The 18,030-nt window shown below is 59.9% G+C and carries 15 protein-coding genes; 3 read left to right on the top strand and 12 right to left on the bottom strand.

Features of this window, described 5'->3' with window-relative positions:
• Positions 1-27: 27 nt before the first annotated feature.
• The 5 genes from Q4Q11_RS09335 to Q4Q11_RS09315 form a co-directional block, all read right to left on the bottom strand.
• The gene (locus tag Q4Q11_RS09335) at positions 28-1,398 is read right to left on the bottom strand and encodes an MlaD family protein (RefSeq protein WP_113214838.1); all 1,371 of its coding nucleotides are present in this window, start codon (positions 1,396-1,398) and stop codon (positions 28-30) included.
• Positions 1,399-1,407: 9 nt separating this feature from the next.
• On the bottom strand, positions 1,408-2,271 hold the full coding sequence (locus Q4Q11_RS09330) for an ATP-binding cassette domain-containing protein (RefSeq protein WP_112679283.1): 864 nt from the start codon (positions 2,269-2,271) through the stop codon (positions 1,408-1,410).
• A 12-nt stretch (positions 2,272-2,283) separates the two neighbouring features.
• Complete coding sequence (locus tag Q4Q11_RS09325; RefSeq protein WP_113223703.1) at positions 2,284-3,444, bottom strand: ABC transporter permease; 1,161 nt, start codon at positions 3,442-3,444, stop codon at positions 2,284-2,286.
• Between the two features lie 153 nt (positions 3,445-3,597).
• Complete coding sequence (locus Q4Q11_RS09320; protein WP_498569310.1) at positions 3,598-4,815, bottom strand: MFS transporter; 1,218 nt, start codon at positions 4,813-4,815, stop codon at positions 3,598-3,600.
• A gap of 167 nt (positions 4,816-4,982) precedes the next feature.
• A complete protein-coding gene (locus Q4Q11_RS09315; protein WP_112679281.1) occupies positions 4,983-5,789 on the bottom strand; it encodes a UDP-2,3-diacylglucosamine diphosphatase in 807 nt (268 codons plus the stop codon).
• A 262-nt stretch (positions 5,790-6,051) separates the two neighbouring features.
• Between Q4Q11_RS09315 and Q4Q11_RS09310 the strand changes: the two genes are divergently transcribed.
• The gene (locus tag Q4Q11_RS09310) at positions 6,052-8,328 is read left to right on the top strand and encodes an NADP-dependent malic enzyme (protein WP_112679285.1); all 2,277 of its coding nucleotides are present in this window, start codon (positions 6,052-6,054) and stop codon (positions 8,326-8,328) included.
• A 144-nt stretch (positions 8,329-8,472) separates the two neighbouring features.
• Entirely contained in the window at positions 8,473-9,225 is a 753-nt protein-coding gene (locus tag Q4Q11_RS09305; RefSeq protein WP_113336617.1) for a hypothetical protein, read from the top strand.
• Positions 9,226-9,408: 183 nt separating this feature from the next.
• Here Q4Q11_RS09305 and Q4Q11_RS09300 read toward each other — a convergent pair whose 3' ends face one another.
• The 7 genes from Q4Q11_RS09300 to rpiA all read right to left on the bottom strand — a co-directional run bounded on the left by Q4Q11_RS09300 (position 9,409) and on the right by rpiA (position 17,102).
• The gene (locus Q4Q11_RS09300; protein ID WP_498569309.1) at positions 9,409-10,236 is read right to left on the bottom strand and encodes a TolB family protein; all 828 of its coding nucleotides are present in this window, start codon (positions 10,234-10,236) and stop codon (positions 9,409-9,411) included.
• A 41-nt stretch (positions 10,237-10,277) separates the two neighbouring features.
• Complete coding sequence (locus Q4Q11_RS09295; RefSeq protein ID WP_113214848.1) at positions 10,278-11,957, bottom strand: NAD+ synthase; 1,680 nt, start codon at positions 11,955-11,957, stop codon at positions 10,278-10,280.
• A 198-nt stretch (positions 11,958-12,155) separates the two neighbouring features.
• Positions 12,156-12,581, bottom strand: coding sequence for a GFA family protein (locus Q4Q11_RS09290; RefSeq protein ID WP_498569308.1), 426 nt, complete (start codon positions 12,579-12,581; stop codon positions 12,156-12,158).
• Positions 12,582-12,737: 156 nt separating this feature from the next.
• A complete protein-coding gene (locus tag Q4Q11_RS09285) occupies positions 12,738-14,111 on the bottom strand; it encodes a class II 3-deoxy-7-phosphoheptulonate synthase (RefSeq protein WP_112509320.1) in 1,374 nt (457 codons plus the stop codon).
• A 154-nt stretch (positions 14,112-14,265) separates the two neighbouring features.
• Positions 14,266-15,651: a glutathione-disulfide reductase gene (gor, locus tag Q4Q11_RS09280; RefSeq protein WP_498569307.1), complete on the bottom strand. Its 1,386-nt coding sequence runs from the start codon at positions 15,649-15,651 to the stop codon at positions 14,266-14,268.
• Between the two features lie 181 nt (positions 15,652-15,832).
• A complete protein-coding gene (locus Q4Q11_RS09275) occupies positions 15,833-16,387 on the bottom strand; it encodes a DUF2059 domain-containing protein (RefSeq protein ID WP_112509315.1) in 555 nt (184 codons plus the stop codon).
• A 13-nt stretch (positions 16,388-16,400) separates the two neighbouring features.
• On the bottom strand, positions 16,401-17,102 hold the full coding sequence (gene rpiA, locus Q4Q11_RS09270) for a ribose-5-phosphate isomerase RpiA (protein WP_498569306.1): 702 nt from the start codon (positions 17,100-17,102) through the stop codon (positions 16,401-16,403).
• 195 nt (positions 17,103-17,297) lie between these two features.
• On the opposite strand from rpiA, the gene Q4Q11_RS09265 reads away from it, so the two are divergent.
• A complete protein-coding gene (locus tag Q4Q11_RS09265; protein WP_112509310.1) occupies positions 17,298-17,972 on the top strand; it encodes an HAD family hydrolase in 675 nt (224 codons plus the stop codon).
• Positions 17,973-18,030: the final 58 nt, after the last annotated feature.

Below are 18,030 nucleotides of genomic sequence, written 5' to 3'. Positions count from 1 at the left end.
CCCCTGGAAACCAGATATCGCTATTCATCAACGCCGCGCGCGGCCATCATAGGTTTTGACCGTGTCGCCACCGAAGATCAATCTCTGTGGATTGCGGTCGAAATTAGTGATTGTAGTATTCAGATTGTCAACCGTGCCCCGCATATCGTTGATCAAGGTCTGCGCATCGCGCAGGCCGCCGCTCGAGAATTTCTGCAGGTTGTCGGCGATCGGGCCGATGCGTGAATTGAGATTGTCAGCCATCTTCTTGAAGGATTCGAGCGTATCCCTAGCTTCGGCGAACAGCGACTGCGTGCTGTCGTTACCGAGCAGGGAATCGACCTTGGTAAGGACACCGTCGACCTTGCCGGATGCCGAGTTGAGCTTCGTGGAAATCTCGCGGGCATTGGCAATCGTCTGATCTATATCCTGCTGATGCGCGGCAACGGAATTGGCGACGTCACGGATCGATGCGACCGCCGTGCGTGCCTGCTTCGTCACGTCGGCAATGTCATCAACTGATCCCCGGACCTTCGCCGGATCGATCGATGCAATGATCTGATCGACGCGATCCAGCGTCTGCTGCGCCTTCTGGCCGAAGGTGTTGTAGGTATCGGCCGTCTGCTTGAAGCTTGCGACCGTCGCCTTCAGATCCGTCGTCGCGTCCGCGACGTTCGCGGTGATCTTGTCCGCATTGGCGATAACGTCGTTGACCTTCCGCGCATCGACGGCACGCACCAGTTTCTCGACCGCGTCCAGGGTCGAATCGACACGGGTCGAGACGTTCTTGAAAGTATCGGAGAGCTGCCCGACACTTGCCAGGAACCTGTCGATATTGTCGGAATTGTCGGCGATCGCCTTTGAGAATTTCTGCGCGTTGCGCACGGTATCCGTCAGAGGTCCACGCGAATCCGAGACAAAGCCCTGAATGTCGCCGATCGTGTCGTTGGCGCGGTTCAGGATCTTGTCCGCCGTCGTCAGCAGGTTGGTCACACTCGATTGATCGGCGAGCAATACGGCGCGCTTTCCCGTATCGATGGAACGCTTCAGAATATTCTCGTCGCTATTGCGGCCACCGGAAAGCTCGATATAAGCAGCACCCGTCAGGCCCTGGATCTCAAGAATGGCTTTGGTCGAGGTATAGACCGGGGCATCGGCGCGTACCTGCGTAAAGGCAAGAGAGTAATTGGGATCGTCGGCATCGATCGACAGGCCCTGCACCGAGCCGACCTGAATGCCGTTGAAGCGAACGGGCGAGCCGACGCTCAAGCCGTTTGCCGAACCGGGAATACGCACGACAAGTTCGACCATCGGACCGCCACGGCCGTATTCCGACATCCAGTAGACGAAACCGAAGGCCGCCGCGATGACAAGCAGCGTGAAGAATCCGACGATCGTGTAATTGGCTTTGGTTTCCATTGTCTCAAGTCACTTCTCGCGGCTATGGGCGCTTGCGCCTTTGTCGTCGTTGTGCCCCCTGATGTCTTCCCGCGGCACGATCGAGCGTGCGCGCTTGCCCCTGAAGTAGGATTGCACCCAGGGGTCATCGCAGGCGAGCATGTCCTCAACCGTGCCTTCCACCAATACCCGCTTCTGTCCGAGAACAGCAATACGGTCGCAGACGGAAAACAAGCTGTCGAGGTCGTGAGTCACCATATAAACGGTCAGTCCGAGCGTGTCGCGCAGCTTGGCGATGAGCTCGTCAAATTCCGAGGCGCCGATCGGATCGAGGCCCGATGTCGGCTCGTCGAGAAAAACGAGATCCGGATCGAGCGCCAGGGCTCTGGCTAGCGCCGCACGCTTGATCATGCCGCCGGAAAGCTCGGAGGGATATTTGTCGGCCGCATCGGCGGCGAGACCCACCATACGGATCTTCATCAACGCCAGCTCATCCATCATCTGCTTGGGCAGGTCCAGATATTCCCGCATCGGCACCTGGATGTTCTCCTTCACCGTGAGCGAGGAAAACAGCGCCCCCTGCTGGAAGAGAACGCCAAGGCGCATGTCGAGCCGGTTGCGGTCCTCCTCGTCGAGCTTGTCGTAGTCTTCGCCGAGAATCTCGATCTTGCCGGAACGGCGCGGCAGCAGCCGCAATACGGTGCGCAGCAGCACGGACTTGCCCGCGCCCGACGCGCCGACAAAACCTAGAATCTCTCCGCGATAGATATTGAGGTTCAATTTATCGAGGACGACCTTCGATCCGAAAGCGACGGTGACATCCCGTGCCGACAGCACGATGTCCCTGCCCTGCTCATCTTTTTCCAACGGGATTTCTGAGTGAAAAGCGCTCATCGTTACCGCCCCTCAGAAGTCGATTGCTGCATAGAACATGGCAAACAGCCCGTCCATCAGAATAACGACAAAGATGGATTTCACGACCGATGAGGTCACATGATGACCGAGCGACTCCGCGCTGCCTCCAACCTTCAATCCCTCGACCGCCGCAACGATGCCAATGACCAGCGCCATGAACGGGGCCTTGATCATGCCGGAAATGACCGTCGAAAGACTGATCGCCTCGTGCAGCCGGGAGATGAAGGTTGCGATGGTGATGCCGGAATAACCCCAGGCAACCATCGCAGCGCCAAAAAGCGACGCAAAGTTGGCGATTACGGTCAGCAAAGGCAAGGCAACCGTCAGCGCCACCAGCCGCGGGAAAATCAGCACGCCGATAGGGTTCAGGCCCATGACCTTCAGCGCGTCCACCTCCTCGCGCATCTTCATCGAGCCGATTTCGGCGGTGATCGCGCTGCCGGAACGGCCGGCGATCATGATCGCGGTCAGAAGTACGCCGATTTCGCGCAGTTGCAGGATACCGACGAGATCGACGACGAAGACCTCGGCACCGAAATAGCGCAGCTGGAAAGCGCCCTGCTGGGCGATGATCGCGCCGATCAGCGACGACATGAGCAGGATGATCGGAACGGCGCGCACCGCCATATGGTCGATCTGGTTGACGATCGACGCCGGCGAAACGCCGCTGCCGCGCCCGAACTTGAGCTGTGCGCCACGCACGGCGGAGCCCAGAATATACATGGCGGCAACCAGATTGCCCCAGATATCGTAGACGCTTTCGCCGATCGGCGCCAGCAGCCGCTCCGCCAGGGATATTTTCTGCCTTGGCGCCGCGGCCTCTCCGTCGGGATGCGCGTCGAAAGCGGTTAGCAATTCGTCGACATGCGGGTTGGAGCCTTCGATCACGACGGTGGCGCCATGCACCTCCTGGCTTTCCTTGAGCCGTCGGATCAACAATGCGCCTGCGGTATCCACATCGGAGAGATCGGAAAGATCGATCACCACCTTGCCGCCGGAACTGCGCTTCGAAAGCTGGTCGATCCGACGCAATACGCCGTGCACATTGGCGCTGCGCCAACTGCCCTCAAGCCGATAGCGATGCCCTGCGCCTTCAGGCGCATCATCGATCTTCGGTGCATCGGGCTTTTCTACGGCTGCTTTCAAACTCATGCGTCTTTCAGATCTGGCACTGCTGCAAACACCGACTCACGGAGTCGGGAAAGCTAGTGCTTAATACACCGGCAGCACGGGAAATTTCCATCTCACGCCGCGGCAAAGATATGTCACGGCTTTTTGATATCCAAATGAATTTGTTGCACCGCGTCAGGACGCGCCATGAGCCCCTCCGCCGACGGCCGGATTTCTGGCTTGCAGCCCATAGGCAAAAATGACCAGGCCGAGGCCGAAAGCCGCAATTCCCGCCATGACGTAATAGCTCGACAGGTCCAGCCAGGCATAGAGATAGCCGGATACCAGTGTCATCAAGCCGAGAAACATGCCGTTATAGAAATAATAGGCGCCCTGGGCCGATGATTCCTGTGCTTCATGCACCGAGGCGACGATACGGCGCTGAACGCCGGTATGGACACAGGCATAGGTGCAGGAGTGGAAACACTGCAGCACGAAATAGCCGATGAAACCGAAGTTGATCGGAAAAAGAACCCAGCGCAGGATGCACATGCTCGAACCGAAAAAGATCAGCGTCCACGCGCTGAACCGTCGGCTGAGCTTCTTCGACAGAAAGAAGACCATGACTTCGGCGGTAACGCCGATGCTCCACAGGATGGCAATCTCCGTGCCGGAAAAGCCCAGCTTGCGCCAATAGATCGACGCGAATGTGTAGAGCATCGCATGGCTCGATTGCTGTATCGACACCCCGATCATGGTGATGAGCAACTGCGGGGAGCGCAAATTTCCGGTCGGTGATTGCAGGCTGATCGGCTGGTTGCGTCGGCGCGTCGGTCCTATGCGCGGTGCGAACAGACCCATCAGCGTCGTGAGAATGAAACCCGCAACCATGACAGGCAGTACGGCGGCACCGCCGCGCATGCCGATCAATTGGCCGCCTAAGAGTGTGGAGAGTATGAAAGTGATCGATCCCCACACCCGCATGGAGCCGTAGTCGAAACCCCAGCGGCGCACGCCCGACATGGCGATCGATTCCACCACCGGGACATAGGGTGCATAGGTCGCGCCCTGAATACCGTAGACGGCGAGCACCGGCCAGAAGTCGCTGGTCCAGTAGAGCGAGATCGCGGTCAGGAGCGACAAGGCGCCCGACCACAGCAGCACATCGGCGCGCTCCGTCATATGATCCGCCAGCACGGCGATAACCGGCGTCACGAGGACGCGCACGACCATGGGAATGGCGATCACGAGGCCGATCTCGTGATCGTTGAAATTCAACCCCGCCAGCCAGACAGGAAAGAACGGCAGGGCAATGCCGTTGACGAACAACGGAGCGCAATAGGACAAGGCGGCACGCAGACGGAAATAAGGAGGCGCACCCTCGCCCTGGAAGGACTTGATCGCGGGAATCATGACAGACCTGAAGGGAACTCGTTTGTCCCTATCACGCTATCGGGAATACGACTATGGCGAGAAATGGCCAAAACCATAACGTTTCGGAAAAATCCGAAGCTACGGCCCTTTCGCTGCGATCAATAATTATGACAGGCTATTATTGAGCCTGTGAGGAGGCGCGAGGATTACGCCGCCTGTGCGCCTAACGCCTGCGGCAATTCCCCGACGGGAGAACCGACCGGCTGCGTCTCGAGAATGTTCTGCCAGGTGATCAGCTCGAACGTGCCGTCGTAGTGCTCGGCAATCGCCGTGCAGCTTTCCACCCAATCGCCGGTGTTGATATAGCGGACCCCATCGAGATCGTCGATAACGGCATGATGGATATGGCCGCAAATCACGCCATCGGCATCGTTGCGCTTGGCCTCCTCGGCGACGACACGCTGGAACTCGCCGATGAAATTGACGGCATGCTTCACCTGCAGCTTCGCCCAGGCCGAGAAGGACCAGTAGGGCATGTTCAGGCGGCGGCGCACCGCTGCAAGGCCGATGTTGATCAGGATGGCCATGTCGTATGCCCAATCGCCAAGATAGGCGAGCAGGCGGGCATTGCGGACCACGACGTCGAATTCGTCGCCATGGAGCACGAGATATTTCTTCCCGTCGGCCGTTTCGTGCATGGCGCGCTGCGCCACCTCGATACCGCCGAAATGCATGCCGGGGAAATCGCGCAGGAACTCGTCGTGATTGCCGGGGATATAGACAATGCGCGTACCCTTGCGCGCCTTGCGCAGGAGCTTTTGTACGACATCGTTGCAATCCTGGGGCCAGTACCAGTTTCTCTTCAATCGCCAGCCGTCGACGATATCGCCGACCAGGAAGATCGTCTCGGCCTCGTGGTAGCGCAGAAAATCGAGCAGGTAGTCCGCCTTGGCGGCCTTCGAGCCGAGGTGCACGTCAGAAATGAATAGCGTTCGGAACTGCCGGGGGTCCATGTTTTCATTCACGAACTTTATGTCCGTGCCCTATCCTACCTTGGCTATTCCAAAACCAGACTCGTGTTTCAGGAAGATGACAAACCCTGTGTTTGGCAGCCCGGCGGCCAGGTTCAGCCGCGTTTTGCCACGACAAAAACGCGCTGCGGCATCAATTGCATACTGTGAACGCGAAGCGATTGATGTATGGAGGGGACTCTAGCGCAGGCAGGAATGGAGACGCGAGTTGGATACGAACGACACTTCGAAAACAGCCAAGAACATGGCAAGCGGAAATCTCGATGATCAGGCGCTCTATTTCCATCGCTATCCCCGCCCCGGCAAGCTGGAAATTCAGGCGACAAAGCCGCTCGGCAACCAGCGCGATCTGGCGCTCGCCTATTCCCCCGGCGTCGCGGCACCCTGCCTCGCCATCCGCGACAATCCGGAAACGGCTGCCGATTATACGTCCCGCGCCAATCTCGTTGCCGTAATCTCCAACGGTTCCGCCGTCCTCGGTCTCGGCAATATCGGCCCGCTCGCCTCCAAACCCGTCATGGAAGGCAAGGCCGTTCTCTTCAAGAAATTCGCCGGCATAGACGTCTTCGACATCGAAATCGCAGCTCCGACCGTCGATGAGATGGTCAACACCGTCTCAGCGCTGGAGCCGACCTTTGGCGGCATCAATCTCGAAGATATCAAGGCGCCGGAATGCTTCGACGTCGAGCGCCGCCTGCGCGAGAAGATGGAAATTCCGGTCTTCCATGACGACCAGCACGGAACGGCCATCATCGTCGCCGCTGCCATCCTCAACGGACTGGAGCTGGCCGGCAAGAAGATCGAGGACGTGAAGATCGTCGCCTCGGGCGCCGGTGCGGCAGCGCTCGCCTGCCTCAACCTGCTCGTCATCCTCGGCGCCAGACGCGAGAACATCTGGGTTCACGACATCGAGGGCCTGGTCTACAAGGATCGCAACGTTCTGATGGACGAATGGAAGTCCGTCTACGCCCAGGACAGCGACAAGCGCGAGCTTGCCGAATCCATTCCGGGGGCCGATGTCTTCCTCGGCCTGTCCGCGGCCGGCGTGCTGAAGCCGGAGCTTTTGGAACAGATGGCGGCAAAGCCGTTGATCATGGCGCTCGCCAACCCGACGCCAGAAATCATGCCGGACCTCGCCCGTGCGGCCCGCCCCGATGCGATGATCTGCACCGGCCGCTCGGATTTTCCGAACCAGGTCAACAACGTTCTCTGCTTCCCCTATATCTTCCGCGGCGCGCTTGATTGCGGCGCCAAGACCATCAATGAAGAAATGAAGATGGCGGCCGTGCGCGCCATCGCCGCGCTCGCCCGCGAAGAGCCATCAGACGTGGCCGCCCGCGCCTATACGGGCGAAACCCCGGTCTTCGGGCCAAACTACCTGATCCCCTCGCCCTTCGATCCGCGCCTCATCCTGCGCATCGCGCCGGCCGTCGCAAAGGCTGCCGCCGACAGCGGCGTCGCTCTGCGTCCGATCAAGGACTTCGACGCCTATATGGACGAGCTCAACCGCTTCGTCTTCCGTTCGGGCTTCATCATGAAGCCGATCTTCGCGGCGGCAAAGGTCGCGGAGCGCAAGCGCGTCGTCTTCTCGGAGGGCGAGGACGAACGCGTGCTGCGCGCCGCCCAGGTTCTGCTCGAGGAAGGCACGGCTGTCCCGATCCTGATCGGCCGCCCGTCCGTCATTGAAACGCGTCTGAAGCGCTATGGCCTGAAGATCCGTCCGAACACGGATTTCGCCGTCATCAATCCGGAAGACGATCCGCGCTTCCGCGAATATGTCGAGCTTTATTTCTCGCTGGTCGGTCGCGCCGGCGTGATCCCCGAAGCCGCCCGCACCATCGTTCGTACCAACGCGACCGTGATCGGCGCGCTCGCGCTCAAGCGCGGTGAAGCCGATGCGCTGATCTGCGGGCTCGAAGGCCGCTACGAGCGCCATCTGCGCGTCGTTCGGCAGGTCATCGGCAAGCGGCCGGATGTCCGCGATTTCTCCGCGCTTAGCCTGCTCATCTCGCAGCGCGGCGCGACCTTCTACACCGATACCTACGTGACGTTCAATCCGACCGCCGAGGAAATCGCCGAATCGACGGTCCTGGCGGCGGAGGAAATCAAACGCTTCGGCATCGAGCCGCGAGCGGCCCTGGTTTCGCATTCCAACTTCGGCTCCCGCGAGTCCGAAAGCGCAACCAAGATGCGCAACGCTCTGGCGCTCGTGCGCGAAGCCGCGCCGGAACTGGAAGTCGATGGTGAAATGCATGGCGACAGCGCCATTTCCGAAAGCCTGCGTCGCCATGTGATGCCCGACAGCGCGCTGTCGGGCGAAGCGAACCTGCTCGTCTTCCCGAACCTCGACGCCGCCAACATCACGCTCGGCGTGGTCAAGACCATGACCGACGGCCTGCATGTCGGCCCGATCCTGCTCGGCACGGCGCTCCCTGCCCACATCCTCTCCCCTTCGGTCACCTCCCGCGGTGTGGTCAACATGGCGGCTCTGGCCGTCGTCGAGGCATCGCAGATCGCCTGATTTGAGCATTCGCAGCCGCCTCGCGGCGGCTGCGAACTGCAATTTCATGAAAATCCTCTCGAAATCCATGCGTTTTGATGGATACGTTGTTAAGCTCGAGGATATAGACTTTCGGCAAGATCGAACGCTTTCGAGAGCAGAACCGTGAATCGCGGCACAAAACACGCTTCCCTTGCCTTGCTGTCTCTGCTGACGGCAACACCGACCTTCGCACAGGCCGACCTCTGCGATGAATTGCGCGGCCGCTACGTCGATATCAACGACGTGATCGGCGCGAGCCAGGAAACGCGTCAGCTCTCGCGCGCCATCGTCCAGCAGAACCTGATGATGCGCCGTACGATGAGCGACCTGCGCAACCAGGGCTGCGTCGAAGACGGCAGCATGAGCCCCTTTGGAGAGAACAATCAGGGCGCCTGCGACGACATGCGGCAATCGCTCGATGCGATGCGGCATGATCTCACGGTGCTGATGGATCGGCGTGAGGAAAGCGTCGGACGCGTCGATGCCGTTGCCATGCAGCGCCGGCATCTGCTGGATACCATGCAGCGGAACGGCTGCAGCCTGCCGGCTTCGGCAACGCCGGACACCGTTGTCGATACCCGCACGCAACCGGATTCCTATGCGCCGGAGCAGCAATCCCTGGCGCAGCCTGAAAGCTCGGTTACCGTCATCGAAACACCAAGGCTCCAGAAGAATTCCAGCCTGGAACAAAAGCAGGCGCCCCCGGCGACGGCTCCGAAGGTAACACAGGCAGCACCTCAACAATTTCCGCCGGATCGCCCCTACGATCCCTCTGCCCATAAGGTCCGTCAGGTGGGTCCGCAGTTCCTCGCCACGGACCACGACAGCATCGACCTCAAGCACCCGAAAGAGGCCGGACCGCAGCCGACGCAATAAGCAGCCAGGCGCTTCTCATCCCGGCCTGACCGACTGCCCTGTCCTACTGCTTTCAGGCCGCATCCGCCTGGCGCAGCGGGGAGATGGTGGCCCATCGCCTGCTTCCTGTGCGGCAAGACCGCAGCAGGATGCGCCCTGCGAACGTATCCAGATCTATAGCGACGGTTGCGGTCTGCCCGGAACTCACGCCGGTTCGTAGCGCACATAGGCGAATTCATCACCATCCGATGACCAGTTCGGCACATTGATGCTTCCCTGCCCACCAAAGAGCTCGAACAGAGTCGTGAGATTGCCGCCATCCATGTCCATCAGCCTCATCCGCACGTTCAGATCACACGGATGATCGAAGACGTCGGGATCGTAGGAGATCAGCACGACCTTGTCGTTCTTCGGCGAGGGATGCGCGAACCAGTTGCCGTAATTGTCGTGCGTCACCTGCTGCAGGCCGGTGCCGTCCGGATGGATTCGCCAGATCTGCATCAAGCCGGTGCGGCTCGAATTGAAATAGATCCATTGCCCATCGGCCGAATAATCAGGTCCGTCATTGCGGCCTTCGCCATGCGTCAGCCGTGTCTCTTCGCCGCCATCGATCGAGATCGTGTAGATATCGAAGACGTCGTCGCGGATGCCGCAATAAGAGAATCGCTGTCCGTCGGGCGACCAGCCATGCCAGTATGACGGCAGATTGGTCGTGACCTGCCGCGGCGTGCCGCCTTCGGCGGGGAGCACATAGATGCAGGATTTACCGTGCTGCGTCTTGTCGGAAATCGCGATCAGCGATCCGTCGGGCGAAATCCCATGATCGTTATTGCATTGCTCCGCAAAGCCGGTATCGACCTGGACGATCCCGCCGCGGCCATCCAGCGGCAACCGATAAAGCAGGCCGTCGCCATTCACCAGCAGATAGCGTCCGTCGGGCGAGTAGTTCGGCGCTTCGATCAGCCGATCGGTCTGCCAGACGACACGGTTGGCGCCCGTGCGGATATTATGGATCTCGACCGAGCTGCGCATTCTTCCCTCCCAGGCTTCCTCTCTAACCTCCGATGCCGCGATCAGCGATCACGGAAGCGGTTGGTGATCGGATAGCGACGATCGCGGCCGAAATTCTTCTTGGTGATCTTCACGCCCGGTGCCGACTGGCGGCGCTTGTATTCTGCGAGATAGAGCAGATGCTCGACGCGATGCACGGTCGCAACGTCATGGCCGCGCGCCACAATCTCCTCGACCGACATTTCCTTTTCCACAAGGCATTCGAGGATATCGTCAAGCACCGGATAAGGAGGAAGCGAATCCTGGTCCGTCTGGTTCGGCCGCAGCTCGGCGGACGGCGCCTTGTCGATGATGTTGTGGGGGATAACCTCACCCGATGGGCCAAGCGCACCCGGCGGCACATGCAGGTTGCGCCAGCGCGACAGTGCATAGACCTGCATCTTGTAAAGATCCTTGATCGGGTTGAAGCCGCCGTTCATGTCGCCGTAAAGCGTGGCGTATCCAACGGACATTTCCGACTTGTTGCCCGTCGTCACCACCATGGAACCGAACTTGTTGGAGATCGCCATCAGGATCGTGCCGCGGGCGCGGCTCTGCAGATTTTCCTCGGTGATGCCGCTTTCTGTTCCTTCGAAAAGGTCGGACAGGGCCGTCATGAAGCCGGTGACGGGATCTTCGATCGGCACGATGTCGTAGCGGCAGCCGAGCGCCTTGGCGCAATCCGCCGCATCCTTCAAAGAATCCTGTGAGGTGTAGCGATAGGGCAGCATGACGGTGCGAACGCGCTCCTCACCAAGCGCATCGACGGCAATCGCGGCGCAGATCGCCGAGTCTATACCGCCGGAAAGGCCAAGTACGACCGATTTGAAGCCGTTCTTGTTCACATAATCGCGGAAACCCAGCAGGCAGGCCCGATAGTCGGCCTCCTCGCCTTCCGGAATATGCGCCATCGGGCCTTCGGCGCAATGCCAGCCATCGCCATTCTTCTTCCAGGTCGTCACAGCCAGCGCGGTTTCGAATTGGCTCATCTGGAACGCCAGCGTTTTGTCGGCGTTGAAACCGAAGCTGGCGCCATCGAAAACCAACTCGTCCTGACCGCCAACCTGCGCGGCGAAGATCAGCGGCAGGCCGGACTCGATCACCTGCCGCAAAACGACCTGATGACGGACATCGACCTTGCCGCGGTAATAAGGCGAACCGTTTGGAACGAGCAGGATTTCCGCGCCGCTCTCGGCCAGCGTCTCGCAGATGCCGAGATCGTTCCAGATTTCCTCGCAAATCGGTATACCGATGCGGATACCCCGGAAATTGACGGGGCCAGAGATCGTTCCCTCGTCGAAGACGCGCTTCTCGTCGAACTCGCCGTAGTTCGGCAAATCGACCTTGTCTCTGATGAAGATGACTTTGCCACCGTCCAATACGGCCACAGAATTGTACCGCCCGGTATCATCCTGACGCGGAAAACCCACGACGACGCCGGGGCCACCATCGGCCGTATCGGCTGCGAGGCTCTCCACCGCTTTCCAGCAAGCGCGCAGGAAGGCCGGCTTCAGCACCAGATCTTCCGGTGGATAGCCAGAAATGAACAGCTCCGTCAGCAACACGATCTGTGCGCCCTCACGCGCCGCTTCCGCCCGCGCCTCGCGCGCCTTGGCAAGGTTGCCCGGGACGTCACCGACGGTCGGATTGAGCTGCGCAACTGCGATGCGGATCGTCTGTGTAATTTGGCTTTGCTCTGTCATGCCATACATTTAGCGATGGCGTCTTTCTTCCGCAACCGCCTTCCTTCTCCCACACGCATCAAACATCGCCGCACCCGTACAGGTAGCATAAGAGTGTATTCTTAAATCGGCATGCAGGCATTGACGGAATTGCCGCTCGTCCGCAAGGAGATCGCAAAATTGCATGGACCGGTTGTCGAAAAAGACATCGTGTGAAGATCAGTCGGAGGGGCCTGCCGTCAGCAATCCGGGGCGCCCCTGCCGATATTGCGGCAGTCCATCGCTGATTTCGTAGTAGTCGCCTTTGTCGGCGCAATAGATGTGATAGGCGAGTTTCAGGTCACTCGGCTGGTCGAACAGTCCCGCCATGATCGATATTTCGTCCGCGCCATCGGCTGCCCAGAACAGCGCCGAGCCGCAGGTCTTGCAGAAGCCGCGGCGGGCGAATGTGCTGGCGCGATACCATGTGACCGCCTCCTCTCCCTCGATGGAAAGATTGCCGATCGGGATATTGGTCGCGGCGTAGTAGAGGCCGGTCTGCTTGCGGCACTGCGAGCAATGGCAAGCCACGACTTCGCGCAGTTTGCCGCGCGTCCTGAAACGTACGCTGCCGCAAAGGCAGGCTCCGGTATGTTCGTCCGTCATTGTCGCTCCCCGTTTTCAGGAAGCCTTTCCGAGAACGATGATCTGGTCAATCTCAAAGAAATGAAGCGCTGTTCAACGGCATTGATCCGTCCAGCCTAAAAGCGAACGGGCCGGCTTTTCGCCGGCCCGCTCGAGAGATCATGAATGCGGATCCGTTCAGCCGTGCGCGCGCATGCGCTTTTCGTCGCGGCCGCCCTTCATCCGTTCGGCAAGCAGGAAGGCAAGCTCGAGCGCCTGGTCGGCATTGAGGCGCGGGTCGCAATGGGTGTGGTAGCGATCCTGCAGATCCTCGGCGCCGACGGCGCGGGCGCCGCCCGTGCATTCGGTCACATCCTTCCCGGTCATCTCGATGTGGATGCCGCCCGGATGCGTGCCTTCAGCGCGATGGATCTGGAAGAAGCTTTCGACTTCCGACAGGATGCGCTCGAACGGACGCGTCTTGTAGTTGTTGAGCGTGATCGTGTTGCCATGCATGGGATCGCACGACCAGACGACCTTACGGCCTTCCTTCTCGACGGCACGGATGAGGCGCGGCAGGTTGTCGGCAACCTTGTCGTGGCCGAAACGGCAGATCAGTGTCAGGCGGCCGGCTTCGTTCTCCGGATTCAGGATATCGATCAGGTTGATCAAATCGTCCGCTTGCAGCGAAGGACCGCACTTCAGACCGATCGGGTTCTTGATGCCACGGAAATATTCGACATGGGCATGGTCGGCCTGGCGCGTGCGGTCGCCGATCCAGAGCATGTGGCCTGAGGTCGCATACCAGTCGCCGGTCGTGGAATCGACGCGGGTAAAGGCTTCTTCATAGCCGAGGAGCAGCGCTTCATGGCTGGTGAAGAAATCGGTCTCGCGCAGGCTCGCATTGCTCTCGGCGGTAATGCCGATCGCGCGCATGAAATCCATGGTTTCGCCGATACGGTCGGCAAGCTTGCGGTAGCGCTCGCCCTGCGGGCTGTCCTTGACGAAGCCGAGCATCCACTTCTGCACGTTTTCGAGGTTGGCATAGCCGCCCATCGCGAAGGCGCGCAGCAGATTCAGCGTCGCGGCAGACTGGCGGTAGGCCATCAGCTGACGCTCCGGATTGGGGATGCGCGCATCTTCGGTGAACTCGATGCCATTGATGATGTCACCACGATAGCTCGGCAGCGAGACGCCGTTCTGCGTTTCGATATTCGAAGAACGCGGCTTGGCGAACTGACCGGCAATGCGGCCGACCTTGACGACCGGCAATTGCGCGCCGAAGGTCAGCACGACGGCCATCTGCAGGAAGGCGCGGAAGAAGTCGCGGATCGTATCGGCGCCATGCTCGGCAAAGCTTTCGGCGCAATCGCCGCCTTGCAGCAGGAAGCCGTTGCCTTCCGCTACATTGGCAAGATGAGCCTTCAGACGACGAGCTTCACCGGCGAAAACCAGCGGCGGATAGCTTGCAAGCTGCGCTTCGGTTTCTGCAAGCGCTGCCTTGTCCGGAAAATCCGGCACCTGCTGGATCGGTTTTTGCCGCCAACTGCTGGGTGTCCAATTCTGTGCCATCTCACTCACCTGCTTGTGCGCCCGATCTTGGCCGGGCGGCCCGTCGTCGTAAATAACGCGCGCTTATAAACCTTTGCCGCCCGCTTGCAAAGGCGGGCATACTACTGTGCCGATCTTTTATGGTGCAGCCGATATCTGCGCAAAAACGGGCGCGTTACACACGCTCGCCGTTGCGGATACGATAGCTCGGCGAATACATCGTCACCAATTCTTCGGACGCTGTCGGATGCACCGCCATGGTGCGGTCGAAATCGTCCTTGGTGCAGCCGGCCTTCAGCGTGATACCGAGAAGCTGCGCCATCTCGCCAGCATCATGGCCGAGAATATGGGCGCCGATCACCTTGCGGTCGGCGGCATTGACGATTAGCTTCATGATCATCTTTTCGCTGCGGCCGGAAAGCGTCGCCTTCATCGGCCTGAACTGGGCACGATAGACCTCGAGTTCCGGATAGCGCTTGGCCGCGTCTTCCTCGGTCAATCCGACCGTGCCGATTTCCGGCTGCGAGAAGACGGCCGTCGGGATGAGTTCGTGATCCGGCCGGGTCGGATTGTCCTTGTAGACGGTCTCGATGAAACACATGGCCTCGTGGATCGCCACGGGCGTCAGCTGTACCCGGTCGGTGACGTCGCCAAGCGCATAGATATTCGGAACGGAGGTACGCGAATATTCGTCGACGACGATGGCGCCCTGCTCGTTGATTGCGACGCCAGCAGCTTCAAGCCCGAGATTTTCGGTATTCGGCGTGCGGCCGAGCGCCAGCATGACGATATCGACCGTAAAGGATTTATCGTTCTTCGTCCGAACGCTCAACCTGCCATCTGCCTTCTCGACGTTCTCGATAATATCGTGACAGAGGATGCGGATGCCCTTTTCCTCCATTGCCTCATGCAGGCCCTTGCGCAGGTCCTGATCGAAACGTGACAGGATCTCGGCACCACGATAGATCAGCGTCGTCTCGACGCCGAGGCCGTGGAAGATATTGGCGAATTCGACGGCGATGTAACCGCCGCCGGCGATCAGGATAGATTTCGGCAGCTCCTTCAGATGGAAGGCGTCGTTCGAAGAGATGCAAAGCTCGTGACCCGGTAGCGCCGTATGCGGGTTCGGCCTGCCCCCGGTCGCAATAACGATCGTCTCGGCGGTAACGGTCTGCCCGGTCTTCAAAAGCTTGACCGTATGTGCATCCACAAGCTCGGCGCGGGCGTCGAAGATCTCAGCCTTGGCATTGTCGAGACCCTTGCGATAAAGGCCCTCCAGCCGGGCGATCTCCTTGTCCTTGGCCTCGATCAGCTTCTTCCAGTCGAAGCTGCTCTCGCCGACCGTCCAGCCAAAACCGGCCGCGTCCTCGAAATGCTCGCTGTACTGCGAGGCATAGACGAAGAGCTTCTTCGGCACGCAGCCGCGAATGACGCAGGTGCCGCCATAGCGATACTCCTCGGCGATGCCGACCTTCTTGCCGAGCGACGCAGCCACGCGCGCGCTGCGCACGCCGCCGGAGCCGCCGCCAATCACGAAAAGGTCGAAATCAAACGAAGGCATGGATCGCTCCTGTAGACGTCAAGATGCGCACGAAGCGCCATTGGGGGTCGCATTCATATAGGAAGCCGCGACCTAAAAAGAAAAGCCCGGAATCGATCCGGGCTTCGAATTTGCAACCGTCTACCGCTCGTGCCGAAAGACAAAATTTGCCTTCTGGAACAAGCGCGGCAAGACTCGCTGCTTACTGCTTCGGCGCGGTCTGAGCGGCGGCACCGGCATCCGGCGTAATGACCGGCTGCTTCACAACCTTCTGCAAGGCATCGTTGCTCTGCTTTGCGAGATCGCGCGAAATGCCCTGGCTCCAGATATCGGCAGCCTTGTAGAGTTCGCGGGTCGCGAGCGGGCCATCCTTGAGAAGCTTCTTGCCTGCCGCCGAACCGTAGAAATCAGCGATCGCCTTCAATTCGTCGGCCGAAAAGGCCTTGGCATAGGTGACGGCAGCTTCGCGCTCCAGATCCGCACGACGCGGAGCAAGCGCCAGAGCGGTGGCATCGACGGTCGAGTTGATCGCATCGCCGAAATTCGGGTTTGCCTGGATCATCGTGCTCTTCAGCTGCTCGGCAAGGTTCGGCAGGATATTGTCGAACTGGTTGGTGATGCCGAGAGCGTTGATCGCGGCGCGGGCAGCCTTGATCTGATCCTCGGAAACTTCCTGAGCGTTGACGGAACCGAAGGCAATGCCGGAAAGAAGGATGGTTGCAGCGGCAAGACGGCCAAGACCCGCAAATTTGATCATGAGATGAGTGCTCCTATGTATTGTTTGCCTGCAACGTGCGCGCGCCGGCAGGGCCGGCAATGATCGCAAATGTCGCCATATGGATAAAGAGCCCGTGTTCGACAACGCCGGGAATCGAATAGAGCTCGCTCGACAGCGCCTCTGCATCAGGAATGCGGCCGAAAGATGCATCGACGATGAAATGCCCCCCATCGGTGACGAAGGTGGCGTCACCCGAGCGGCGCAAGTCGAGCGCGCCCGAAAGCCCGAGACGCGATGCGGCCTTCTCGATGAGGATGCGAGTGGAAACAAGGCCGAACGGATTGACCTCGATGGGCAGTGAATATGCGCCGAGCGTCTTGACGACTTTGCTCTGATCCGCAATGACGATCATGCGGGCTGACGACGCCGCAACGATCTTCTCGCGCAGCAACGCACCACCGCCGCCCTTGATCAGCGTCAATGCACCATCCAGCTCGTCGGCACCGTCGATGGTAAGATCGAGTTCCGGAAGCTCGTCCAGCGACTTCAATGGGACGCCGAGCTCATTGCAGAGCTTGGCCGTTCTCTCAGACGTGGGGACGCCCTGGATCGTGAGGCCGGCCGCAACCTTTTCGGCGAGCAGACGAACGAACTCCTCCGCCGTGCTGCCCGTACCGATCCCAAGCCGCATGCCGCTCTCGACATGAGCCAGCGCGGCCCTCGCAGCCTCGATTTTCATCTGGCGGGCGTCCATGCGCCACCTGCTCCCATTGTTACGTTGGTCTGCTGTTTACACGGCTCTCCAGTCAAACGAAAGCCAAAATAACGGCATGGTATAGAAATCCCGGCACCCCTTTGCCAAGGCTTCCCAGCTCCTTTGGTTGCAATTGCCCGCGTGATCTTTTAACTCCAAAAGACGCACTCTTTTCCATGCAAGGGCCGATTCCTCGTGAAATCTCCTCTGGTCGTATTCGATCTCGATGGCACGCTGCTCGACACGCACGCGGATCTCATCGTCAGCCTGAATCATACGATTGATGCGCTCAAGCTTCCGCCGGTCAGCTACGACGACGTAACGCATCTCGTCGGCAACGGCGCGCAGGTTATGATCGAGCGGGCCTGCAAGCTGCATGGCTATATGCTCACGTCGGAAGAGCTGCCCGCCCTTCTGCAGCGTTTCATCACTCATTATTCCGAAACGATGCCGGGGGTCACGCAGCCTTACCCGGGGCTGCTTGCAGCCCTCGATGCGCTGAGGAGCCAGGGCTATAAGCTCGCCGTCTGCACCAACAAGATGGAATCGCTGGCGCGCACCCTGCTCGATCGGCTGAAGCTCACTCATTACTTCGAGGCCATTACCGGCGGGGACACCTTCACCGTGCGCAAGCCGAATGCCGAGCACCTGATCGGCACGGTCGAACGCGCCGGCGGCGATCTCACCCGCACGATCATGATCGGCGACAGCATCAACGATATCCTTGTCGCCCGCAATGCGGGCGTCCCCTCGATCGCCGTGCCGTTCGGCTACTCCGATGTCGGCATCGAAACGCTCGGCCCGAACCGCATCATCTACCACTATGACGAGCTGACGCCGGCGCTGGTCGAAGGGTTGCTTGCCGCCTGAGGCGCCCGATCCCTCAAACGAAAAAAGGCGGCCTGATAGCCGCCTTCCTTGCTTTTTC

Source organism: Rhizobium sp. UFLA01-1127 (genome assembly GCF_059803845.1).
The sequence above is the reverse complement of the archived record's forward strand: the minus strand, read 5'-3'. Positions and strand labels throughout refer to the sequence as shown.